Source organism: Lacihabitans sp. LS3-19, from assembly GCF_024343575.1.
GTDB lineage: Bacteria > Bacteroidota > Bacteroidia > Cytophagales > Spirosomataceae > Leadbetterella.
Map to the genome: position 1 here is coordinate 564,883 of NZ_RJUA01000001.1, position 24,203 is coordinate 589,085.

Consider the following 24,203-nt stretch of genomic DNA (forward strand, 5'->3'; position numbering starts at 1 on the left):
CAATCCAAAAAATTCTAAGCGAAAACTTTATGGCAACCAGCAAAAAGAAAGAAGCAGCAAAGGTAAAATACTCAAAAGAGCAATACATCTTTTGGTATGAAACTATGCAATTGCAACGCAAGTTTGAAGAAAAAGCAGGCCAATTGTATGGTCAGCAAAAAATAAGAGGATTTTGCCATTTGTATATTGGCCAGGAAGCATGTTCTTCAGGAGCAGTTTCGGCTCTAGAAAAAGGCGATAAATATATCACTGCTTATCGTGACCATGGTCATCCATTGGTATTAGGTACAGATCCAGGTAGAATTATGGCTGAGCTTTATGGTAAAGCAACTGGTACTACTAAAGGAAAAGGAGGTTCAATGCACATTTTTGATAAGGAAGTGGGTTTTGTAGGAGGGCACGGTATAGTTGGTGCTCAGATTCCTATGGGTGCTGGTATTGGTTTTGCCGAAAAATATTTGAATACTGGCAAACTTTGTATTTGTTATTTTGGTGATGGTGCTACGCGTCAAGGTGCTTTGCACGAGGCTTTTAACATGGCCATGACTTGGAAAATCCCGACGATATTTGTTGTAGAAAACAATGGTTATGCCATGGGAACTTCAGTAGAAAGAACATCTAATGTTAGAGAACTATATACCCTTGCCGAAGCTTACGATATGCCAGCCGAGCCTGTTGATGCTATGGATGTAGAAATCGTACATGAAGCTGTAGGCAGAGCAGCGGATAGAGCTAGAAAAGGAGATGGGCCAACATTTTTAGAATTTAAAACATATAGATATAGAGGACACTCAATGTCTGATCCTCAGAAGTATCGCACCAAAGAGGAAGTTGCTGAATGGAAGCAAAGAGACCCTATCGAATTAATAAAAGATAGGATTTTAACGCAAAAATTGGCTACTGAAGAAGAACTTAATGCTATTGACGCAAAAATTAAAGTTCAAGTAGACGAAGCAGTAAAATTTGCTGAAGAGTCGCCTTGGCCAAAGCCAGAGGAGGCATTTGAAGATATATATGTTCAGAAAGACTATCCTTTTTTAAGAGAATAAAAGACCGATTTTCGGTCTTTTTTTTTATTGTGCTCATTTTTGGCACATTTTTTAATTGAAATAGTATAAATCTTATAAATCATTTTCATAAATTTGCACTCCAAAAATTTTGAACAACAGCAAAATGGCTAAAAAAGACAATTCTGGTATTGATATTATAGAGAATTCAGAAGCTCTTAAGAAAGAGTTTTTTAAATATGAAGGACTTCTAGAGAAGAATTCAAAACTACTTACCTATATAGGAGCGGGTATTATTGGTTTAGTTGCTTTGTATTTCGGATACAAATATTACAACGACACACAAGAAAAAGAAGCTCAGGCTGCAATATATGACGCAGTTTTCTCATTTGAGTCTGATTCTTTGAGCAAAGCACTTAAAGGCCAAGGAGGAAATGAGGGTTTACTTTCGGTGGCTGACAACTATGGCAGCACTAAAGCTGGTAAATTAGCCAATCTTTATGCTGGTATAGCTTATATGAAAGAAGCTAAATATGCCGAGGCTATCGAAAGATTAGATAAGTTTTCTGCGGATGATCAAGTTTTGCAAGGAAGAGCTTACAGCTTAATCGGAGATTGTTATATGGAAACTAAGAAAGTTGAAGATGCAATCAAATATTATGAGAAAGCAGTAGATTTCAAACCTAACAAATTTGCAACACCAGCATATATGATGAAGTTGGCAGGAGCATATACTGAGGCTAAGAAATCCAAAGAGGCTATTTCAGTATATGCTGACTTAGTTGACAAATATCCTACAGGTACTGAAGCATTGTTGGCGAAAAAATACAAATCGAGATTGGAAACTGAAAGTGGCGAATAACCAAGATTGAAATAAAGATAATCAAAGGGATAAGCCATATTGGTTTATCCTTTTTTTGTGCAAAAAAAACTAATAATTCCAATTTCTATGTCATCTGCTCATAAGAATTTAAGTATTTTCAAAACAGAAAACCTACCAGATATTAGCTGGAAAAAATTTGTCGTACTAGTAGCCGAATGGAACGATGATATTACTGAGCCTCTTGCCCAAGGAGCCATAGATACCCTATTAAAGTATGGAGCTAAAGAAGCAAATGTTTTGAAAGTATATGTACCTGGAAGTTACGAACTAAGTTACGGTGCACAAGTATTTGCCCAAAAAGATGAAATAGATGCTGTTATAGCAATTGGATGTGTGATTCAAGGTGAAACAAAACACAACGACTACATCAACCATGCTGTGGCTGGAGGACTTACAGAAGTTTCATTGAAATACAATAAACCTATAATTTTTGGAGTACTAACCCCAAACACACATCAGCAAGCCGCGGATAGGGCAGGTGGAAAGCATGGAAATAAAGGAGATGAAGCGGCGATAACGGCAATAAAGATGCTGGGATTACAATAACTTCATTTTAAAACTTAGTAAAAACGCTAAAGACAAAGTATAACGAATAAAATATAACATAAAAAAATATATGCAAGTTTGGAAGTTTGGCGGAACATCTGTTGGGAAGCCAGAAAGAATGAAGTCGATAAGGAACCTTGTAATTGAAGATAAAACAAGGAAAATAGTGGTTTTGTCTGCCTTATCTGGGACTACAAATAGTTTATTGGAAATAGGTGAGGCGATAAAGCAAAATGAAAGTGACCAAGCCCATGCAGTAATTACAAAACTAAAAGCTCATTACCAAGCATTTATTGAAGAGCTATACACTACCGCTGAAGGAAAAGCTAAAGGTCAAAAAATAATAAAAAAAGAATTTGATTTTATAGGTTCTTTGGTCAACATTAGTCCTTTTACATTAAAGCAAGATAAAGAACTTGTGGCACAAGGCGAGTTACTTTCTACCCAGATTTTCTCGGCTTATATGGAAGAAGCAGGAGATAATGTGGTTTTGATACCAGCACTTGATTTTATGAGGATAGATGCAGATAACGAACCTGAGTTAGCCACTATTGAGGAAAAGCTAAACAACTTGCTTTCTCAGCAATCAGATAAGCAAATAATAGTGACTCAAGGTTTTATTTGCAGAAACCCTCGTGGTGAAGTGGATAATCTTAAAAGAGGAGGTTCTGATTATACAGCCTCGCTTATTGGCGGAGCTACTCGCTCTGAAGAAATCCAGATTTGGACAGATATAGATGGAATGCACAACAACGACCCGAGGATTGTAAAAAGAACATTTCCTGTGCGTGAATTGAGTTTTGAGGAGGCAGCAGAATTGGCTTATTTTGGTGCTAAAATCTTGCATCCGAGTACTATTACACCAGCTAAAATGCGTGGAGTGCCTGTAAGACTGAAAAACACAATGGAACCAAATGCACCAGGTACTTTGATTACCTCTAATGTTAAAAATGTAAACGAAATAACAGCAATAGCAGCTAAAGATAACATCACAGCCATTTATATTCATTCTACCAGAATGCTGAATGCATATGGATTTTTGAGAAGAGTTTTTGAGGTTTTTGAAAAATACAAAACACCTGTGGATATGATTACTACTTCTGAGGTTTCAGTGGCAGTAACTATAGACAATCCCGAAAATTTAGATCTAATCACAGAAGAACTAAGTCAATTTGCTGATTTAGAACCTCATGATTACAATCAAAGCATTATTTGTATTGTAGGTAATTTCATGGCGGATAAAGCAGGCATAGCAAAAAATGTAATTGATGCACTAATAGATATTCCAGTCAGAATGATTGCTTACGGAGCATCTGAGCACAATATGTCTATTTTGGTTGACACTAAAGACAAAAGTAAGGCTTTGGAGGCTTTGAATGAAGGGCTTTTTAAATTTTAAATCATGCAAAAATCACTTGCTGAAGTTTTTGAAAAAGATTTGATTCGTTTAAAAAAGGAAATCGAATTATACAATGATGAGGCCAATTTGTGGCTGGTTTCTGAAGGAATTAGCAATTCGGCAGGAAATCTTTGTTCACATATAATTGGAAATTTGAACAATTACATTGGAGCTATTTTAGGAAATACAGGGTATATCAGAAATAGACCTACTGAATTTACTGATAAAGTTTCAAAAGAAGATTTGATTAATGCTCTTGAAGAAACCACAAAAATGGTAAAGACAGTTATTACCAATTTAGATTCAAAAGTTTTTGAGCAAATTTACCCCGACAATGTATTTGGATTCGAGATGAAAACCGATTACTTTTTGATTCATCTTGTTGGACACCTTAACTATCATTTAGGACAAATTAATTATCATAGAAGAATATTATGTTACAACTAAATTTCATCAAAGAAAACAAAGACTTGACTATCGCAGGTTTAGAGCGTAAATATTTTAAAAACGCCGCCGAAACTGTTGAGCAGGTTTTAGATTTAGATCAAAACAGAAAAGATACACAACTCCAACTTGACAATACTTTGGCTCAGGCAAATAACCTAGCTAAAGAGATTGGAGGTTTGATGAAAGAAGGTAAAAAGGAAGAAGCTGAAGCCATAAAAGGTAAAACGGCTGAATTAAAAACAACTTCGAAAGAATTAGAAGAGCAACTGAAAGCTTTAGAGGTAAGCCTACAGGAAATAATGGTGACATTACCTAATTTGCCTCATGAAAGTGTGCCTCCAGGTAGAACACCAGAAGAGAATCTTAATATTTTTTCTGCAGGCGAAATTCCGACATTGGCAGGCGATGCCCAACCGCACTGGGAACTTATCAAAAAATACGACATTATAGATTTTGAATTAGGAAATAAAGTTTCTGGTGCAGGCTTTCCTTTTTACAAAGGTAAAGGTGCAAAAATCCAGAGAGCATTGATTAATTTCTTTTTGAATGAAGCAGAGGCTGCGGGTTATTTTGAAGTTCAACCACCAATAGTTATCAATGCTGCTTCGGGTTTCGGAACAGGTCAATTGCCTGACAAAGAAGGACAAATGTACTACGCTACAGCCGATGATTTGTATTTAATACCTACTGCTGAGGTGCCGGTTACCAATATGTATCGCGATGTAATACTTTCTGATGCCGAATTGCCTGCAAAAAACGTAGCATACACGCCTTGCTTTAGAAGAGAAGCAGGAAGCTGGGGAGCTCATGTTCGTGGGTTAAATAGACTTCACCAGTTTGATAAGGTGGAGATTGTTCAGATCCGGAAGCCAGAAGAATCTTATCAAGCTTTGGAAGAAATGGTTGAACATGTAAAAGGTCTATTAACTAAGCTAGAATTACCTTACAGGATTTTAAGACTTTGTGGAGGAGATATGAGCTTTACGGCTGCACTTACATTTGACTTTGAAGTATTTTCTGCTGCACAAGGCAGATGGCTAGAGGTTAGTTCGGTTTCTAACTTTGAAGCTTATCAAGCTAACAGACTAAAATTGAGATATAAAGTAGATGGTAAAACAAGACTTTTACATACTTTAAATGGCTCGGCTTTGGCTTTGCCTAGAATTTTGGCAGCTATTTTGGAAAACAACCAATCGGCTGAAGGGATAAGAGTACCAAAAGTATTGCAAGCCTTCTGCGGATTTGAATTAATAAATTAAAATGAAGCCTCTAAATTATTTTAGGGGCTTTTTTTTGAAATTTTAAAACATAATTATTCTAATATTGTTTACATATAAACATGTATTATTTTGATTTATTCAAGAGTTTTATCTAAAGGATTTTAAATATTTTTTTTATATTTATATTGATTCTAAACCGTTTCTGCCTTAGATTTGACACTCGAAAGTAAATTGGATTTTTCTAAGTATTTACTAACATCAAAAAATTAATTTATAATATGTCTTGGATAACAAAAACTTTGACAAGCTCCATCGGTAAAAAGCTCCTAATGGCTCTTACTGGCTTGTTTTTATGTACCTTTTTGGTGGTGCATTTGATAGGAAACTTGCAATTGTTTAAAAACGACGGTGGTTATGCATTTAATAACTACGCAGTTTTTATGACGACCTTTCCATTGATCAAGATAGTTTCTTATGTAAACTACGCCTTGATTTTGTTTCATGCATTCTGGGGATTGTATATTACTTACAAAAATCGTCAGTCACGCCCAATTGGGTATGCCGTGGTTAGAAACTCATCTTCCGTTTTTAGTAGAAACATGGCGGTAATGGGAACTATTTTGCTGGTGTATCTAGTAGTTCACATGAGTGATTTTTGGTACAGATACCACAATGAGCACTTGCCTTATGTACAATACACAGAACAAGTAAGTACTGGTCAAATAAGCACTACCTATTTGGATGACAGCTATACGCAAGAAGTAAAGAAAATAGAGACATTCAATGAAGAAGCAGGTACTAGAACCGTAATAGTAAAAGACCTTTATGGAGTTGTATCTTATTCTTTCCAAAATATTTTATTGGTTTTGTTTTATGTTTTGGCCATGTTTGCGGTTTCGTTTCACTTGATTCATGGTTTTCAAAGTGCATTCCAAACACTGGGATGGAGTCACCCAAAATATACCCCATTGGTAAAAAACATTGGAGTATGGATTTTTGCCATTCTGATTCCGATAGGATATGCAGCTATGCCAATTTATTTTTATTTCATTAAATAATTTCAGCTTAATCATGGATACATTCAAACTTGACGCTAAAGTACCTGAGGGCCCAATAGCCGAAAAATGGACAAAATATAAATCTTCTATCCCTTTAGTAAATCCTGCAAATAAGAGAAGTCTTGAGGTGATTGTAGTTGGTACTGGCCTTGCTGGTGCTTCTGCTGCGGCATCTTTAGCTGAGATGGGTTACAAAGTAAAGACTTTCTGTTTTCAAGATTCCCCTCGCAGAGCACACTCAATTGCCGCTCAGGGAGGTATAAATGCAGCAAAAAATTATCAAAACGATGGTGACTCTACTTATCGTTTGTTTTATGATACCATCAAAGGTGGTGACTACCGTTCTCGTGAGGGAAATGTGCATCGTCTTGCTGAAGTTTCGGCAAATATCATCGATCAATGCGTAGCCCAAGGCGTACCTTTTGCTCGTGATTATGGTGGTATGTTGCGTAACCGTTCTTTTGGCGGTACCCAAGTTCAGCGTACGTTTTATGCTGCTGGACAAACTGGTCAACAATTGCTTTTAGGAGCTTATTCTGCACTTGAAAGACAAATTGGAAAAGGTTCTGTAGTAAATTACTCAAGACACGAAATGCTTGATGTAGTCAAAATAGACGGAAAGGCAAGAGGAATCATTGCAAGAAACTTAGTAACTGGTGAACTTGAAAGACATTTCGGTCATGCAGTTTTGCTTTGTACTGGCGGATACGGTAATGTATTTTATTTATCAACCAATGCAATGGGAAGCAATGTTACCGCTGCTTGGAAAGCACACAAACAAGGTGCGTTTTTCGCCAATCCATGTTTTACACAAATACACCCTACTTGTATTCCTGTTTCTGGAGATCATCAGTCTAAGCTGACATTGATGTCAGAATCTTTAAGAAACGATGGTCGTATCTGGGTGCCAAAACAAAAAGACGATAAAAGAGCTGCCAATGATATTCCTGAAGAAGAAAGAGATTATTACCTAGAGCGTCGTTACCCTGCATTTGGTAACCTTGTACCTAGAGATATCGCTTCCAGAGCAGCAAAAGAAAGATGTGATGCGGGCTATGGTGTAGGTGCTACAAAAATGGCTGTTTATTTAGATTTTAAATATAATCTAATCAACAAATATGGTAGAGCTGAAGCAACAAAGCACGGTATAGAAAATCCAGATATAGAAACTCTTACACGTCTTGGAAAAGAAGTAGTAAAAGAAGAATATGGTAATTTGTTTGATATGTACAAACAAATCACTGGGGAAGATCCTTACGAAGTGCCAATGATGATTTATCCTGCTGTTCACTATACTATGGGTGGTGTTTGGGTTGATTATAACTTAATGACTACGGTTCCTGGTCTTTATTGTCTCGGGGAAGCTAATTTCTCTGATCATGGAGCCAACAGACTTGGGGCTTCAGCTTTGATGCAGGGGCTTTCTGATGGATATTTTGTTATTCCATATACCATCGGTGCTTATTTGTCACAAGAAATAAAAACGAAACCGATTCCAACTGACAACGAAGCTTTTGTGGAGGCTGAAAAAGCTACCAAAGAGCGTATTGAAAAATTGTTGGCTATTAAAGGAAAACAATCACCTGAGTCATTCCATAAGCGTTTAGGAAAAATCATGTGGGAGAAGTGTGGTATGGCTCGTAATGAAAAAGGGTTACTTGAAGCAATTTCTGAAATCCAAGCCCTTAAGAAAGAGTTCTGGAGTGATTTGAGAGTTTTAGGTGATGCAGAAGGATTTAACCCTGAGTTAGATAAGGCTGGTAGAGTGGCTGATTTTATAGAACTAGGCGAGTTGATGTGTATTGACGCTCTTGACCGTAAAGAATCTTGTGGAGGCCACTTCAGAGAGGAATATCAAGAGGATGGAGGTGAGGCAATGAGAGATGATGAGAACTTCATGTACGTAGCGGCTTGGGAATATAAAGCCGAAAACCAGTGGGAATTACACAAAGAGGAGCTTAAATATGAGAATATCAAAATAGCTCAACGTAACTATAAATAATTATTTCAAAATTTTTGAATCATGAGTAAAGGAGATATGACCATAAAGTTGAAAGTTTGGAAGCAAAAAAATGCTAATTCAAGCGGTCATTTGGAGAATTATACCGTAGATCACGTCTCTCCCGATATGTCGTTTTTGGAGATGTTTGATGTGCTAAATGAGCAACTTGTTCAGGACAATAAAGAACCGATAGCATTTGACCATGATTGCCGCGAAGGTATCTGTGGTATGTGTTCGATGTATATAAATGGCCAGCCTCACGGACCACTGAAGGGTGTTACCACCTGTCAGCTTCATATGAGGAGCTTTAAAGACGGAGATACAATCGTTGTGGAACCTTGGAGAGCTTCAGCTTTTCCGGTTATCAAAGACTTAGTTGTTGACCGTACAGCAATGGATCGTGTTATTGCTTCTGGAGGTTTTGTATCAGTCAATACTGGTAATGCTCAAGATGCAAACAATTTGCCTATTGGAAAAGATAAAGCGGATATGGCTTTTGCAGCAGCAGCTTGTATTGGTTGTGGAGCTTGTGTAGCAGCGTGTAAAAACGCCTCTGCCATGCTTTTTGTTTCGGCAAAAGTTTCGCAGCTAGCGTTATTGCCCCAAGGCCAACCTGAAAGAGAGGTAAGAGCATTGAATATGGTAGCTCAAATGGACAGTGAAGGATTTGGTGCATGCACTAATACAGGTGCTTGTGCGGCTGAATGTCCAAAAGAAATTTCTTTAGATAACATTGCAAGATTAAATAGGGAATTTTTAGGTGCTAGTATTAGCAGTCAAGAACTTTAAAAAATCAAAAATATATGTTGCAACATTGAAAAAGTTTTTTAACTTTGCATCAAAGTTGTGTGGATTTAGTAGCGTGACACCCAAGTCGGTTTCCGGTTTGGGTGTTTTTTTATGCCTTTTTTTATAAAAATAGGACATTTTGAGTATTTTAAGTTCGTTTAACTTTTTGTATCTAATTTTTATAACGATTTTTGTGTTTCACAAAGAAAAGACAAACTATTAGGCTTAGCCGATAAAATATGGAAGGATTAATTATGGCCGCTCAGCTTTTGCTGGCACTTACAATTTTAGTTGGATTACACGAATTTGGGCATTTTATTTTTGCAAGAATCTTCAACATTAGAGTTAACAAGTTTTATATCTTCTTTGATTTTCTTTTTCCTTTACCTAATGTTCTGAATTTCGCCCTTTGGAAGAGAAAAAAAGGCGATACTGAATATGGTTTAGGTTGGTTTCCTTTGGGTGGCTATGTTGATATAGCAGGTATGATAGACGAAACCAAAGATGCTTCGCAACTTTCAGCTACCCCAGAACCTTGGGAGTTTAGAGCAAAGCCGGCTTGGCAGAGATTATTGGTAATGTTGGGAGGAATTATTGTCAATGTAATTTTGGGAATAATAATTTTCACAGGTGTAAAGTTTGTGTGGGGTGATGAAGACTACACGAAAGCTGAAATTAATAAAAGGGGAATGTTTGCTTATCCATTGGCTGAGAAAATAGGTTTAAAAACTGGTGATAAAGTTTTGAAAATCAATGGGAAAGACTATAAAACTATGAGTGAGTTGCGTGGGTCAATTACCAATGAGAATCTTTTACTTACCGTAGCAAGAGATGGTTCAGAATTAGATATTCCTGTGCCGAATGAGATGATTGATAAAGTAGCTCAAAGAAACTTATTTTTAGAGCCAATGATGCCTTTTGCTGTTAAAAGTGTTTCAAAAGGTATGCCTGCTGAAAAGTCAGGTTTAAGAGTAGATGATAAAATAGTTGGAATAAATGGAACTCCGATTACTTATTACCAGCAGATTCAACCACTTATTAAAAAAGAAGCAAATAAGAAAATTGAACTTGAAATTGAGAGAAAGGGTACGTTGTTAAAGATTTTTCCAGTTGTTACTGCTGATTCCACTATCGGATTCTATCCAAAAAGTTTGCTAGTTTCTACTAAAGCCAAATATTCGTTCCCTGAGGCTTTTAAAGTTGGTTCTTTAGAAGCATTGAGTATAATTCCTCAACAAATCAATGGGTTTGCCCGAATTTTTAAGGGACATATTTCTCCTAAAAATGCACTGACAGGGCCAGTAGGTTTAGCTCAAATGTTCTCTCCTAAATGGGATTGGGAATTATTTTGGAGTTTAACTGGATTGCTTTCTATGGCTTTAGCTTTCATGAACGCATTGCCGATACCAGCCTTGGATGGTGGACATGTGATAGTTTTGCTCTATGAAATGATCAGTGGCCGCAAGCCTTCCGAGAAATTTATGGAACGAACTCAGCAAGTCGGCACATTTATTTTATTGGCGTTAATGGTTTATGTACTCTTCAATGATACCATAAAACTAATGTTCTAAAAATATGCTTAGGGCTTTTTTAATTATATTGATATTTTGTAATTTTTCAAGCCTAAAGCATGATTTTCATACTTCCCTTACTGAGATTAATTTCAATCCCAAGTCTAAATCATTAGAATTATCTGTGAGGGTTTTTACAGATGATTTGGAAACTGCTCTTACTAATTTTAATAAAGGAAAACTAGTTAGAATGGAAGATCCTGAATCAGAAGTAGATCCTTTGATTGAGCAATATATCAGAAAAAATCTTGCTTTAGTCTCTCCAGAAAAAGAAGTTAAGTTTGGGAAGTTCTATGGAAAAGAAAAGGAAAGTGAAGCCACATGGATTTATTTAGAAATATTTGATTGTCAGGAAATCAAAGGTTTTACACTTTATAATGCTATTATGCAAGAGTTGTTTGAAGACCAAACTAACCTTGTAAATATTATATATCCTTCTCAAAAAAAGACAGTTGTCTATAATACTAAGACTCGAATTTCTACCTGGCCTTTTTAATTCTCATTTAGAAAATTGGTTATAGTATGCTTGCATAATATTAAAAATGCTTAGTTTTGCAAGAATGTTTTATAAAACCGATACGTCAGAATGAAAAAAGAGCAAACCATAGATTTTCACATAAAATGGGTTTGGCATGCTATATCGCGTATGTATAATGTGTATGCTGCAAGTGAAGATATGACAATGTCTATCGGTTATGTTTTGCTAAATATTGATTTAGAAAAAGGAACGCCTGCAACTAAAATAGGCCCATCTATTGGCATGGAGCCTAGGAGCTTGACCAGAATGTTAAAGTCTTTAGAAGAAAAAGGATGGATATATAGAGAGATTAATCCTCAAGATAAACGATTTGTGAATGTATTTTTGACTGATTTGGGAAAAGAAAAAAGAAATTTTGCCAGGTTAGGTGTTATTGAATTTAATAAAAAAATAAACGAATCACTCTCAAAAGAGCAACTAAAGACATTTTTTGATGTTGTAACTCAGATAAACGACATTGTAGAAAATACCACCTCGGGTGCCAAATATATGCCCATACCCGAATTTGATTAATGTAACATGACAGTTTGGAATAAAATATTACTAACTTTTCTAATTTTCTCGTGGAGTAATGTATCACAGGCACAAAGTGTAGTTTATTACCCATTTAATTCTGTATTAGGTATTAGTAGCAATCCTTCCAAAACAGTTTGGTTAGATGTAAAGTTGCAGACCAATTCTTACTTCTCATCACTTAGCACTGATATTTCGCCTGAATTTACAGTAAAAAAAACGCCAAAATCTTTGACTTATTTGGGTTTTGGTGCAAAACTCAATTATTTGAACTTAATAGAGAACAACAATATTCTTGAAGGGTATTTTATAAATTTTGGTGTTCGTGTGATGCCTTTCGAGAAATATAAAAGAGTACAAATAGCCTTTGAGATTTCGCCTTATGCGGGTCGAAATTTTGATATTGGAGTTTTTAGGTCCAATCTCGGAATAGGTTATAACTTTTCAAAATAGAGCCTTATGAATATTAGACCTTGTGCGATTATTGTTGCTGACAATAAGATGCTAACATTAAAATATAATTACAACAATACAGAAATATTTGCGATACCTGGAGGTAATCTTGAGTTTGGCGAAAGACTAGAGGAGGCTTTAGTGAGAGAGCTAGAAGAAGAACTGAGCTTGAAAATTACTGTTGATGAACTTTTGTTTGTTTGTGAAGTTCATAAAAATGATAAAGATACATTACACTGTATTTTTACCTCAGATATTTTAAGTGGAACACCAAAGCTAAATGCAAAAGAAACAAGTGCTTTAGAGTTTAAATGGCAACCTATTGAAACTTTAAATATTGTAAATCTTTATCCTAATATAGGAATAGAAATCCAGAATAAGTTACTTAAAAATATTGAATCCGAAGTTTTTTTAGGTGAAATTTCACAACCTTGGTATTAAAAAAAAGAAGCGATTTTTGCCGCTTCTCTTTTTAATTCTTAAAATTGGTTATTTCCTCTCCTTGAATCGTTTGCATTTCCTCTATTAGGTCTGTTTTCTTGAGTACTTGTTTGGTTTCTTGTCGATGTGTTCGATTTATTTGGAGAAGTCCTCGGGGTCATTATTTCTTCTCTTTTATTTGATCCTTGACTTCTATTAGAGGTCTGAGGGGCTTCATTTCTGCCTGAATTCCTTTGAGATGAAATATTCGGAGTGTTATTTCTGCTAGACTTGTTTCCTTGATTCCAACCATTGTTCGACTTTCCTTGTTGATTGCCGTAGGTTGATGATTGGTTTCCTCTGCTTGAGCCTTGCTTGTTATCACTTCTATTTGAATTATTTAAGGTTCCTCCATAGCTACGATTATTATAATCACGATTGTTGTTTTTATCGTTTCCCCAAGTTCTATTATTTTTTGAATTGTTGTTCCAAGAATTATTGCGATTATAATCTCCGCCTCTATCATTTCTCTTAGAATCATTTCTATTATTCCAATTGCTCGAATAGCTTCTATTGTTATAGTATACATGATTGTGAGGGAAAAACACTCTAGGGCTGTATCCTATTGAAATACTTCCATATCCTCTTCTGTCGAATCTGTAAAAATCATAACTTGAACCAGTATACCAAGGAGAATACCCTCTGTAAGCTAATCCGCGGACACTATAACCATAGTAGGTACGATCCCAGTCGGTTAGCTCTATTCCAATCATTCTATTCAAGTAAGTTACATCATTCCAGATTTCGTCTTGCTCAAAAGCACTGAAATATCCGTCAGCTTGAAAAGCATACTCTTTACGTTCAATTTGCTCGAGTTGGTTGTATAGTCTTTTAGCTTCTCTATTGGTTAGTTGGCCAGTGTTCATCCCATCGGATATTCTAACTCTTACATCCCAACGCCAGTCAAAATCTTCGTTATAAAAATAACGATCTGGTCCATTGTAAGTATTGTTATAATCATATTGAGCAAAACTTGTAGCTCCAAATAAGATCATCCCTAAAAAAATCACTAAAGCTCTCATAATTGTAAATGTTTAAATTTACCTTTTAGATGCAGAAAGATGCTTTGTGGTTTATTAACAAAATGTTAATGAGTTTTATAGCGGAGATGGTAATTTGTTTTTAATGAAAAACCCTCTTCAAATTTGATTTAAAGAGGGTTTAAAGGTTTTTAATATCAGTGAATTATACTATTCCCAATCTAACTGTATTTGTCCTGTTTGTCTCTGTAAGCGGGAAGCTCATAGTATTTATATATTTATCTCCTTTTTGTAACAAGCCCTTCTCTACTAAATAAGTATTGGCTGCCTCTAACATATCTGCAGCATTTGCAGAATGTATTTTATCTAGAGAAAATACTTCTACGCCCCAATAAAGACTCAACTGAGTAATCAGTTTTGGGTTTGATGTGAAAATATAGATATTTGCTTTAGGCCTATGATGAGAAAGTCTAACAGCGGTATAGCCTGAAGATGTTATTCCTATTAGAGCACTTACATCAAGGTCTCTGGCTAATCTACAACCAACCATTATTACATTGTCATTGTCCTTGTCTTTTGATTGGTATTCTGGCATACTTACTCTTGTATGATGACGGAAATACAATCTTGTAGGGTCTCCATGTTTTTCTACATGTGCTATGGTTTTGGCCATAGTTTCTACCGAAAGAATCGGGTATTTACCTGAAGCACTCTCTGCACTTAGCATAACGGCATCTGCTCCATCTAAAACTGCATTTGCTACGTCACCTACTTCAGCTCTTGTTGGGCTTGGGCTTTCTATCATACTCTCCAACATTTGGGTAGCTACGATTACTGGCTTCGCTGCCAAATGACATTTGTGTATTAATATTTTCTGTATAATTGGAACTTCTTCCGCTGGCATTTCAACACCCAGGTCTCCTCTAGCAACCATTACAGCATCAGTAGCCTCAATTATCTCATCCATATTTGTAATTGCCTCAGGCTTTTCAACTTTGGCAATTACTTTGGCGAGAGATCCTTTTGATTTTATATATTCTTTAATGTCAAGAATCTCTTTTGCAGTTCTAACAAAAGACAAGGCGATCCAATCCACATCATTAGCTAAACCGAAATCTAAATCTGCCCAGTCTTTATCAGTTACTGATGGCTGAGAGATATTTGTGTTAGGAAGGTTTACTCCTTTTTTCTGCTTTAGTAATCCACCATAAACTACTTCAGTGATTACTTCTTGCTTTTCTTTATCTACAGCTACTACTTTTACTTCCAACTTACCATCATCCATCAATATTCTGTCACCAAGACTAACATCCTGGAACATTCCTTTGTAAGGTGTGCTGGCTCTTTCAGCATTTCCAACTATATCTTCATTTGTAAAAACAAATTGATTTCCACCTATAAGTTCTACTCCAGCGTTTCCGCCTACCATTTCTCCAACCCTAATCTTCGGACCCTGTAAGTCTTGAAGAATAGCACAGTTAAAGCCGTATTCAGCATTTATTTTTCTTATTTTTTCGATTCTTAGTTTATGGTCTTCGTGTGTACCATGCGAGAAATTCAAACGAAACACATTTACTCCAGCTTGAGCTAGGGCTACTAACATTTCTTCGCTTTCTGAAGCCGGCCCTACCGTAGCTACAATTTTTGTTCTTTTATTCATAAATAGATTAATTTTTAAAAAAGAGACCAAATTCCATCAAAAAAATACGAAATTCGGTTTTTTGGCGTAATCACGATGCAAAAATAAAAATATTAGTTTAGACTATCAGAATAAAATTTCAGTTTGTTGGTAAAAGGTTAGCATATTATTCTTTTTTTGGTTTTGGTGACCCTTTAAAATGATTACCAAACTTAATTTTCTTTACTTTTGCAAACCATTGTGATTAATTTTAAAATAATATTTTTGAAATGAGCGAGAAAATCTATGTTTTTGATACTACGTTGAGAGACGGTGAACAAGTACCAGGTTGTCAGTTGAATTTGGATGAAAAAATGATGATTGCCAAAGAACTCGACAAACTCGGAGTAGATATCATAGAAGCAGGTTTTCCAGTTTCAAGTCCAGGAGATTTTAAATCCGTTGAGGCAATCTCTAAAGTTGTTGAAAATGCGACAGTTTGTGGATTAACCAGAGCTGTTAAAAACGATATAGAAGTTGCAGCGGATGCCTTGAAGTTAGCAAGAAGGCCAAGAATACATACAGGTATTGGTTCTTCTGACATACATATTCAGCATAAATTTAATAGCAATAGAGACGAAATTCTACAAAGAGGCGTAGATGCAGTAAAATATGCTAGGACATTTGTGGAAGATGTAGAATTTTATGCTGAGGATGCAGGTCGTGCTGATTTAGAGTTTTTGGCTAGACTAACTGAGGCCGTCATCAAAGCTGGAGCTACAGTGGTAAACTTGCCAGATACTACGGGTTATTTATTGCCCAATCAAATGTACGACCGCGTTGATTATTTGATGAACAATGTCCCAAATGTTGACAAGGCAATCCTTTCTATGCATAATCATAACGATTTAGGTATGGCAACAGCCAATACCATTGCAGGAGTAAGAGCTGGAGCTAGACAAGTGGAAGTAACTATAAATGGAATAGGCGAAAGAGCAGGTAATACTTCATTAGAAGAAATAGTAATGACCTTGAAAGTGCACAAAGACTTAGGTTTTTATACAGATATAAATACCCAAATGTTGTCGCCGTTGAGTCATTTGGTAGCAAAAACCATGCGTATGCCTGTTCAAGCCAACAAAGCAATAGTAGGAAGAAATGCATTCGCTCATTCTTCAGGAATACATCAAGACGGATTCTTGAAGCATAGCCAAAACTATGAAATAATGACTCCTCAAGAAGTGGGCATTAATAAATCTGACATTGTATTGACTGCAAGGAGCGGCCGCCATGCCATAAAACACCGCTTGTCGCTTTTGGGTTTTACTATAGGAAAAGAAAAATTAGATCAAACTTATGATCAATTTTTAGAGCTTGCAGACCAAATAAAAGAGGTAAACGACAAAGATCTTGTTACTTTAATGAAACAAATGGCCGAAGCAGAGGCCTAATCAATTACTTTTTTAAAATTGTAACATGGAATTTGGCGAAAATAGGCAAGTTCCGAATGCTTACTATGCTATCAACCAGGAAACTGAATTGAATGGTTTCACTGTGCCTTCGGATATAAATGTTTGCTCTCTACTTAAAACTTTGGCTGCATCAAAACCCAAGGGTCGATTTTTGGAGCTGGGCACAGGAACTGGGTTATCAACATCATGGATTTTAGATGGTATGAGTTTTTCATCTTCATTAATAAGTATTGATAATGACCCAATCGTTTTGGGTATTGCCGATAAGTTTTTAGGGTATGATAAACGATTAGCATTAATAGAAAATGACGGAGAAGCTTGGATAAATAACAATCTCAATGAGAAATTTGATTTTATATTTGCCGACACATGGCATGGTAAATATCTAATGCTAGAAGAAACGCTAGAAATGCTGAACAAGGGTGGATTATATATTGTAGACGATATGCTTCCACAAGAAAACTGGCCTGAAGGGCACGCAGCAAAAGCTATGAATTTAAATTTTTTTTGAAGAAAAGAGCCGACCTTAAATTGACCAACCTCCATTGGGCTACAGGAATTATCATTGCATCAAAGGTATAGATGAAAATGAAACCATAATTCTAAAAGCCTCCATTTAGTGGATAGAAAAATTGAAAACAGAACAAAATAAAGTGCTACTTTAATTTAAAATCCATTGCTACGCCTATTTTCGAAATTATAAAGTCCGCTCTTACGGTGGTAACTCTGTCTAAACTAGTAATTCCATGATTATAAAATAGACTTATGCTCTTATTGGAGAGGTCTCTACTAATTTTAACGAAAGGTGTAAAAACAAATACCTTGGGTTCTTTAAAATTTTTGACATAGTCTGAATTGATGTTTAAAAGCAAGGTATTTGATTCGGCTCCCAAGTTTAAGCCGTATTTCTTTTTGATTGAATAACTTCCAGAAATTCGTATGTCCAGATATATATAATTCCCGTACTTACTTGAAGTTTTATTAATATCCACAAATGTATTTTTTTGGAATAACTGATTTAATCCCAAAAAACCGTTCACTCCGAAATTAGAACTCGAAATCCTGTTTTTAGTCTCTAAGCCTACAAAATGTCCATAAACAGTATTAACACCCCTTAATATAAAGCCTGGATTTTCATACTGGATTTTTTGTATTGGGTAAAAAACACCAGTTGATAAGTACAAATTTTTTCTCTTTTCTTGACCGCTAGAGTCAAGAAAAGAGAAAATGAGAATTAATACTGAAAATTTATTTCTTAATAGCATGACATCGTATTTATAATTCCAGTATTAGTCATTTTATGAGACCCAGTTCCAGGTAAATGTAATAATCCTGTAATTGAATTAGGGTTTAGAACTCCATAAAAGGTAGACCCCAGTACATCGTAAGAATGACCCGATGTAGAATAAGTTTGAGTTGTTCCATTTTGAGAAACATAAGTAGAAATATTATTCTCATTATTTGTGAAAGTGATATCAAAATATATTTCTAATATCTGTGGTGTACTGTACGCACGCCATCCCAAAAAAAACACTTTTTTTTCAGCTTCCGTGTGTATTCTTACTGTTGGCCAAATAGTATGTGTAACAGGATTGTTGGGTCCATTATAATAAGACATAAAAATAATGTTTAAAGCCTGCACATTTAATGTACTTTTTCTATCATCATCCGAATTTTTCACAACTTTTTCTACTCCTGGATAACAGTATGTACTAACTTTAGCTTTTTTCGGAGGCATAATAGCCCTATTATACGAAAATGACTCTTTTTCTGATTTAATTTTATCAATATTTCCCTCAACATTAATAAATTGCCTGTCAGATTCAAATTGATACAAAGCTTTTCCAATAAAAACTTGTAAATTTTTATCCAGTAACTTGGTCTCGCAGTCTGATAAATTTTTAAGCTTCACTTCATCATCGACAATATCTAAAATAACCAAATTTTCTGAAATTATTTTTTCATATTCCGCCTTGCTTTCTACGTTTTCCAGTAATTCCAAAACATTAGATGAAATTGAATGGTAAGAGGTAAAATTTAAATACTTAGATTCGAAATTAATTGATGAATCAATTGAAATAGCTTTCAAAGTATTGCAAAAGTGAGCTATATCTTTGAAAATTAACCTTCCATTTTTAACTTTAATGGCTTCCAAATCAACTTTAGCCATTTTTCTCGATTTAAATTCGTCATTAACTATAGACTTATCATTAATAAAGTATGATTCATTTGAGGCATTTTCGAATTCTAATTCGCTCTGGTTTTCGCAGCCAATTAATATTGTGAGAACAAAGAATATTAATGTATTTTTCATTGTTTATTCATTTATGTTAAAAATCTACTTGAAACCCAAATCAACCTTATTAAGTACAAATTTCCAAGAGAAATTCTTTAAAGTTATTTAAGGGTCACAGAAGCCAATTACAATCTAAGGTTTCACAGTACTTAAAAAAACAAATAATTTACGCTAAATCAACAAAAAATTTTGTTTAGTAAATATTTTTCAATATTTTTGCAGCCCCAAATACCGCCACATGAGTGCTGCCCGCTCTCATTTGGCTTTGTGAATTATATGAAAAGTGAGAATTCCGGCTCGCTTTAAGTGCTTAAAATTAGCATCTTATAATTAAAAGTAAATTGGATAGAAAAAGAGAAAAACTGATTGGGTAAGGTCCTCTTTTGATTTCATAAATTGATTATTTAACGTAAAAAATTAGTACTCGTGGATCAATTAAGTTATAGAACAGTATCGGCAAATCGCCAAACTGTAGAAAAAAATTGGGTTGTGATAGACGCCAACAATCATATATTGGGACGTTTGTCTAGTCAAATTGTAAATATTTTAAGAGGCAAAAACAAGCCTTCGTTCACGCCTAACGTTGACTGTGGAGACAACGTGATTGTGATTAATGCAGAGAAAGTTCGTTTGACTGGTAAGAAAATGACTGATAAAGTCTATACTCGTCATACTGGCCACCCTGGTGGACAACGTTTCGCTACCCCAAGAGAGCTTATGGCTAAAGATGGTAGAAAAGTAGTAGAAATGGCGATAAAAGGTATGTTGCCTAAGAATCGTTTGGGAAGCAAATTGTATACTAATCTTTATGTATACGAAGGTGCTGAGCATCCGCATCAAGCACAAACACCTACAACTATCGAAATTAATAAATAAGAACGTAAAAACTTAAAATAACATGCAGGTAATCAATACCGTTGGTAGAAGAAAAACAGCAGTTGCACGTATCTATATGAAGCCTGGTAAAGGTGACGTGACCATCAATGGTCGTGAGATGGCAACTTATTTCCCTACAGAAGTGCTTCAAATTATTTTGAATCAGCCTTTTGGTGTAGTAGATGCTACGGGAAAATATGATCTTAAAGTTAACGTAAGAGGTGGCGGTATCGCAGGACAAGCAGAAGCTATTAGAATGGCAATTGCTCGTGCACTTTGCGAAGCAGACACGGAAAACAGACCTCCGCTTAAGAAAGAAGGATTCCTTACAAGAGACTCGCGTATGGTTGAGCGTAAGAAATACGGACGTGCTAAAGCTCGTAAGAAATTCCAGTTCTCGAAACGTTAATCGATTTAATTTGTTAATTCGGCAATACGTTAATGGACTAATTAAGTTTAGTTTTTCATTAACAAATTATTGAATTAACAAATTAACAATTTATTCTCGTCCAGACAGTGCTTATCGTGCCCGATGTACTGTGCTGCAAATTCAATTATTTTCAAAACATTTTAAACAATTCAAATGGCACAAATTCAATACAAGGACCTCTTAGATGCAGGTGTTCACTTTGGTCACCTTACACGTAAGTGGGATCCAAGAATGGCTCCATATATTTTTATGGAGAAAAATGGTATTCACATCATTGATCTTAATCAGTCAATAACTAGCTTAGCAGCTGCTCAGGCATTTGTTAAAAGCGTAGTTCGTTCTGGAAGAAAAATTATGTTTGTGGCTACAAAGAAACAAGCACAAGAGATTGTTTCTGAAGAAGCAAAACGCCTTAAAATGCCTTTCGTAACTGAAAGATGGTTAGGTGGTATGTTGACCAACTTCTCGACTATTAAAAAGTCATTGAAGAAAATGGGAAACATCGACAAAATGCTTTCTGATGAGGCTACTGCTGCAAATATTGCAAAAAGAGAAAAATTAATGTTAGGCCGTGAGAAGGCGAAATTGGAGAAATTGTTGGGCGGTGTTGCTGACCTTTCAAGACTTCCAGCTGCACTTTTTGTTGTTGACGTTAAGCGTGAACACTTAGCTATTGCAGAAGCAAAAAGATTGGGTATTCCAGTTGTTGCAATGTGTGATACTAACTCAAATCCTGAGATAGTTGATTATGCTATTCCTGCAAATGATGATGCTTACAAATCTGTATCTTTGATAACACTTGCTATTGGTAAGGCTATCGAAGAAGGTATTTTAGAAAGAAAAACTGATAAAGAATCTGCTGCTTTGCAAGAAGAAGAAGATGCAAAAAGAGCTGTTGACACTGCTAGAGAAGTTGTAAGTAGAGGTGATGATGAGCAAGGTGAAGGCGGAAAAAGAAAAAGAGTTAAAACAGCAGATGCTGCTGAAGCACCAAGTGCTCCTGAAGCTGAAGTTGTAGCAGAAGCACCTGTAGCAGAAGTTGCTGAGGTTGTGGCAGAAGTTGTTGCTGAAGAAGCAGCACCAGAAGCAGCAGCTCCAAGCGAAGAAGCTGAGGCATAAGAAAGAACGCTTCGATATGATTTTAGAATAGCCCGAAGCATTGCTTTGGGCTGTTCGTTTTAAAAAAAGACTTAAAGATTTATTTACAAAAAAATAATATAAAATGAATATTACAGCAGCTGACGTTAACAAATTGCGTCAATTAACTGGATCAGGAATGATGGATTGTAAAAAAGCCCTTACTGAAGCTGAGGGAGATTTTGACAAAGCCGTGGAAGTATTGCGTAAAGCTGGACAAAAGGTAGCAGCTAAACGTGCTGACAATGAAACGTCGGAAGGAGTTGTATTGGTAGATGTAAGTGATAGCGGCAAAAGTGCGAAAGTTCTAGCATTAGCTTGTGAAACTGAGCCAGTTTCAAATGTTGATGATTTTAAAAATCTTGCTAATGCTATATTGCAAGTTGGTGTTAAGCACCATACTAAAGATGCAGAATCATTGTTAGCTACATCTATGGAAAATGGTAAAAGCGTACAAGAAAACATTACAGAGTTAATTGGTAAAATAGGTGAGAAAATAGTTGTATCGGCATTTCATCATGTTGAAGGCGAGCAAGTAGTTGCTTATATTCACAGCAATAAAAAAGCAGCTGGTATTGTTGCTTTCGAAAACACTGGCGGAGCTGATGTTAATGAATTAGGAAGAGACGTAGCGATGCAAATCGTGGCTATGAAGCCAGTAGGTTTGGATAAAGACAGCGTTGACCCAACTATCGTAGAGAAAGAAATCGAAATTGGTAAAGAGCAAGCACGTGCTGAAGGTAAGCCTGAAGCTATGTTGGAGAAAATTGCAATGGGTAAATTGAATAAATTCTACAAAGAGCAAACATTGCTCAACCAAGAATTCGTTAAAGATGGTTCTTTGACCATTACTCAATTGCTTGAAAAAACTGTGAAAGGCTTGAAAATCACTTCTTTCAAAAGAATTCAGATTGGATAATTTTTAGCTGTTAGCGTTTAGATATAAAAGAACCCTGCAAATTGTTTTGTGGGGTCTTTTTTTGGATTTAAATATTTGAAACAGTAAATTAGCTATAAGTTCGACAAAATAATACATTAAAGAGATGGAAATAACCAGTTTAAGTCAACTAGATTTAAATAAAAAGTATAGCTATGCTGACTATTTTTCTTGGAAAATAAAAGAAAGAGTTGAACTGTTTATGGGCAAAATTTTTGAAATGTCACCTGCTCCTGCCAGTACTCATCAACGAATTTCTAGGAACATTGGTACGGCTTTGATTAATTATTTAGACAAAACACCGTGTGAAGTATTTTATGCTCCATTCGATGTAAGATTGGAAAGGGAAAAGGAAGATAATCAAACTTTTACAGTAGTTCAACCCGATATTTGTGTTATTTGTGATGTTAAAAAGGTAGACGAAAGAGGCTGCAAAGGAGCTCCGGATCTTATTGTTGAAATTCTTTCACCAGGCAATTCTACAAAAGAGATGAAAAACAAATTTGAGTTATATGAAAAGGCAGGAGTTTTAGAATATTGGATTGTCCAACCATCAGATAAAACTATCTTTCAGTATGTTTTGATTGATGGACAATATGTTAACCACAAACCTACTACCTTTGAAGACACTCTTTATGCTTCTTGTATTGATGGTTTTAGTTTGGTTTTGGATAAGGTTTTTAAGTGAGAATATTTTTACTTTTAAGATTGTTTAAGTCGGGCGTCCTTAAGTATCGTAACCTACTAATTACCAGTACTATATTTTAAAAATAAAACCCCAAAAACCTCCAATTTCTTGGAAATTCGGGGTTTTTTGTTTATTTTAGAGCACCTTACCTCCCTAAAATATGGTGCAAAATACATTATTTTCTTTTGATAGCCCAATTTTTCCTGAATGGTATTTTTTCAATAATTCGACTGAGCTTGGGCGAATTTACAAGCTGATTCCTTGGGATGATTTGGTTAAAGTTCTTCCTGAAAAGAGGCACCCTGCTGGAGCCCCATCTTATCTCCCAAAAGCTGGTTATTTTGGCTTAATGTTTTTGAAACATTATACTGGTTTAAGTGATGAAAAACTGATGGCAGCTTTCCAGACCAATTTTTCTTACCAAATGTTTTGTGGTTGTCGGTTAAAATTAAATGAGGTTATTCGTGATAATGCGTTTATTAGTCGTGTTCGAGGTTATTTGGCTAAATATTGTGATATGAATAAAATTCAAAAAATATTAGTTGAAGCATGGAAGGGTGAGCTCGAAAACACCAACGTTTTGATGATGGATGCTACTTGTTATGAGGTGCATATGCGTTTTCCAACCGACGTAAAACTACTTTGGGAGTCATGTACTTTTCTTTGGGAAGAGCAAATTCCAGGACTATGCAAATTGTCACGTTTAAAAATCCCTCGTTCAAAGTTTAAAGAACAAAAAATTAAGCAAGTAGATTTCTCTAAAAAAAGGAAAATAGGCATCAAAGCTAACAAAAAGCGAGTAAAATCACTCCTCAAACTACTTAAAAAAGGAATTGATGCATATCAGAATCTTTTAGATCAAA

Annotated in this window: 26 protein-coding genes; 22 read left to right on the plus strand and 4 right to left on the minus strand. The window is 35.5% G+C overall.

Annotated elements, in window-relative coordinates; translation table 11 throughout:
- Nucleotides 1-29 precede the first annotated feature (29 nt).
- From pdhA to EGI22_RS02310, 14 genes are all read left to right on the plus strand, one after another.
- A complete protein-coding gene (gene pdhA, locus EGI22_RS02245) occupies nt 30-1,049 on the plus strand; it encodes a pyruvate dehydrogenase (acetyl-transferring) E1 component subunit alpha (RefSeq protein ID WP_255066021.1) in 1,020 nt (339 codons plus the stop codon).
- A gap of 124 nt (nt 1,050-1,173) precedes the next feature.
- Nucleotides 1,174-1,869 carry a tetratricopeptide repeat protein gene (locus EGI22_RS02250; protein ID WP_255066022.1) on the plus strand — a complete coding sequence of 232 codons (696 nt, stop codon included), beginning with the start codon at nt 1,174-1,176 and terminating at the stop codon, nt 1,867-1,869.
- An 87-nt stretch (nt 1,870-1,956) separates the two neighbouring features.
- Nucleotides 1,957-2,436 carry a 6,7-dimethyl-8-ribityllumazine synthase gene (gene ribH, locus EGI22_RS02255; RefSeq protein WP_255066024.1) on the plus strand — a complete coding sequence of 160 codons (480 nt, stop codon included), beginning with the start codon at nt 1,957-1,959 and terminating at the stop codon, nt 2,434-2,436.
- A gap of 70 nt (nt 2,437-2,506) precedes the next feature.
- Complete coding sequence (locus EGI22_RS02260; protein ID WP_255066025.1) at nt 2,507-3,835, plus strand: aspartate kinase; 1,329 nt, start codon at nt 2,507-2,509, stop codon at nt 3,833-3,835.
- Nucleotides 3,836-3,838: 3 nt separating this feature from the next.
- Nucleotides 3,839-4,282: a DinB family protein gene (locus EGI22_RS02265; RefSeq protein WP_255066027.1), complete on the plus strand. Its 444-nt coding sequence runs from the start codon at nt 3,839-3,841 to the stop codon at nt 4,280-4,282.
- The gene (gene serS, locus EGI22_RS02270; RefSeq protein ID WP_255066029.1) at nt 4,270-5,541 is read left to right on the plus strand and encodes a serine--tRNA ligase; all 1,272 of its coding nucleotides are present in this window, start codon (nt 4,270-4,272) and stop codon (nt 5,539-5,541) included. The genes EGI22_RS02265 and serS overlap by 13 nt, the downstream gene beginning before the upstream one ends.
- A gap of 239 nt (nt 5,542-5,780) precedes the next feature.
- Nucleotides 5,781-6,560, plus strand: coding sequence for a succinate dehydrogenase cytochrome b subunit (locus EGI22_RS02275; RefSeq protein WP_255066030.1), 780 nt, complete (start codon nt 5,781-5,783; stop codon nt 6,558-6,560).
- 13 nt (nt 6,561-6,573) lie between these two features.
- On the plus strand, nt 6,574-8,562 hold the full coding sequence (locus EGI22_RS02280) for a fumarate reductase/succinate dehydrogenase flavoprotein subunit (protein WP_255066031.1): 1,989 nt from the start codon (nt 6,574-6,576) through the stop codon (nt 8,560-8,562).
- 36 nt (nt 8,563-8,598) lie between these two features.
- Entirely contained in the window at nt 8,599-9,351 is a 753-nt protein-coding gene (locus tag EGI22_RS02285; protein ID WP_255066070.1) for a succinate dehydrogenase/fumarate reductase iron-sulfur subunit, read from the plus strand.
- Between the two features lie 239 nt (nt 9,352-9,590).
- Nucleotides 9,591-10,922, plus strand: coding sequence for an RIP metalloprotease RseP (rseP, locus tag EGI22_RS02290; RefSeq protein ID WP_255066033.1), 1,332 nt, complete (start codon nt 9,591-9,593; stop codon nt 10,920-10,922).
- Nucleotides 10,923-10,926: 4 nt separating this feature from the next.
- A complete protein-coding gene (locus tag EGI22_RS02295) occupies nt 10,927-11,418 on the plus strand; it encodes a penicillin-binding protein activator LpoB (RefSeq protein WP_255066034.1) in 492 nt (163 codons plus the stop codon).
- Nucleotides 11,419-11,508: 90 nt separating this feature from the next.
- Nucleotides 11,509-11,973 (plus strand): MarR family winged helix-turn-helix transcriptional regulator, encoded by a 465-nt coding sequence (locus EGI22_RS02300; RefSeq protein ID WP_255066037.1) that lies wholly within the window; start codon nt 11,509-11,511, stop codon nt 11,971-11,973.
- A 6-nt stretch (nt 11,974-11,979) separates the two neighbouring features.
- Complete coding sequence (locus EGI22_RS02305; protein ID WP_255066038.1) at nt 11,980-12,426, plus strand: hypothetical protein; 447 nt, start codon at nt 11,980-11,982, stop codon at nt 12,424-12,426.
- 6 nt (nt 12,427-12,432) lie between these two features.
- Complete coding sequence (locus EGI22_RS02310; RefSeq protein ID WP_255066039.1) at nt 12,433-12,867, plus strand: NUDIX domain-containing protein; 435 nt, start codon at nt 12,433-12,435, stop codon at nt 12,865-12,867.
- A 38-nt stretch (nt 12,868-12,905) separates the two neighbouring features.
- On the opposite strand, the gene EGI22_RS02315 is transcribed toward EGI22_RS02310, so the two are convergent.
- Both EGI22_RS02315 and pyk read right to left on the minus strand, forming a co-directional pair.
- Nucleotides 12,906-13,928 carry a hypothetical protein gene (locus EGI22_RS02315; RefSeq protein WP_255066040.1) on the minus strand — a complete coding sequence of 341 codons (1,023 nt, stop codon included), beginning with the start codon at nt 13,926-13,928 and terminating at the stop codon, nt 12,906-12,908.
- A 163-nt stretch (nt 13,929-14,091) separates the two neighbouring features.
- Entirely contained in the window at nt 14,092-15,546 is a 1,455-nt protein-coding gene (gene pyk / locus EGI22_RS02320) for a pyruvate kinase (protein WP_255066042.1), read from the minus strand.
- Between the two features lie 248 nt (nt 15,547-15,794).
- Between pyk and EGI22_RS02325 the strand changes: the two genes are divergently transcribed.
- Both EGI22_RS02325 and EGI22_RS02330 read left to right on the plus strand, forming a co-directional pair.
- Nucleotides 15,795-16,955 carry a 2-isopropylmalate synthase gene (locus tag EGI22_RS02325; protein WP_255066043.1) on the plus strand — a complete coding sequence of 387 codons (1,161 nt, stop codon included), beginning with the start codon at nt 15,795-15,797 and terminating at the stop codon, nt 16,953-16,955.
- Between the two features lie 25 nt (nt 16,956-16,980).
- Nucleotides 16,981-17,487 carry an O-methyltransferase gene (locus tag EGI22_RS02330; protein ID WP_255066045.1) on the plus strand — a complete coding sequence of 169 codons (507 nt, stop codon included), beginning with the start codon at nt 16,981-16,983 and terminating at the stop codon, nt 17,485-17,487.
- Nucleotides 17,488-17,632: 145 nt separating this feature from the next.
- On the opposite strand, the gene EGI22_RS02335 is transcribed toward EGI22_RS02330, so the two are convergent.
- Nucleotides 17,633-18,160 carry a hypothetical protein gene (locus EGI22_RS02335; protein WP_255066046.1) on the minus strand — a complete coding sequence of 176 codons (528 nt, stop codon included), beginning with the start codon at nt 18,158-18,160 and terminating at the stop codon, nt 17,633-17,635.
- Between the two features lie 71 nt (nt 18,161-18,231).
- Entirely contained in the window at nt 18,232-19,290 is a 1,059-nt protein-coding gene (locus EGI22_RS02340; protein WP_255066048.1) for a hypothetical protein, read from the minus strand.
- Between the two features lie 408 nt (nt 19,291-19,698).
- On the opposite strand from EGI22_RS02340, the gene rplM reads away from it, so the two are divergent.
- The 6 genes from rplM to EGI22_RS02370 form a co-directional block, all read left to right on the plus strand.
- Complete coding sequence (gene rplM / locus EGI22_RS02345) at nt 19,699-20,148, plus strand: 50S ribosomal protein L13 (RefSeq protein ID WP_255066052.1); 450 nt, start codon at nt 19,699-19,701, stop codon at nt 20,146-20,148.
- Nucleotides 20,149-20,170: 22 nt separating this feature from the next.
- A complete protein-coding gene (rpsI, locus tag EGI22_RS02350) occupies nt 20,171-20,557 on the plus strand; it encodes a 30S ribosomal protein S9 (RefSeq protein WP_255066053.1) in 387 nt (128 codons plus the stop codon).
- 174 nt (nt 20,558-20,731) lie between these two features.
- The gene (gene rpsB, locus EGI22_RS02355) at nt 20,732-21,697 is read left to right on the plus strand and encodes a 30S ribosomal protein S2 (RefSeq protein WP_255066054.1); all 966 of its coding nucleotides are present in this window, start codon (nt 20,732-20,734) and stop codon (nt 21,695-21,697) included.
- Between the two features lie 103 nt (nt 21,698-21,800).
- On the plus strand, nt 21,801-22,634 hold the full coding sequence (gene tsf / locus EGI22_RS02360; RefSeq protein WP_255066055.1) for a translation elongation factor Ts: 834 nt from the start codon (nt 21,801-21,803) through the stop codon (nt 22,632-22,634).
- Nucleotides 22,635-22,758: 124 nt separating this feature from the next.
- Nucleotides 22,759-23,340, plus strand: coding sequence for a Uma2 family endonuclease (locus EGI22_RS02365; protein WP_255066057.1), 582 nt, complete (start codon nt 22,759-22,761; stop codon nt 23,338-23,340).
- A 160-nt stretch (nt 23,341-23,500) separates the two neighbouring features.
- A partial coding sequence (locus tag EGI22_RS02370; RefSeq protein ID WP_255066058.1) for a transposase occupies nt 23,501-24,203 on the plus strand: 703 nt, incomplete at its 3' end.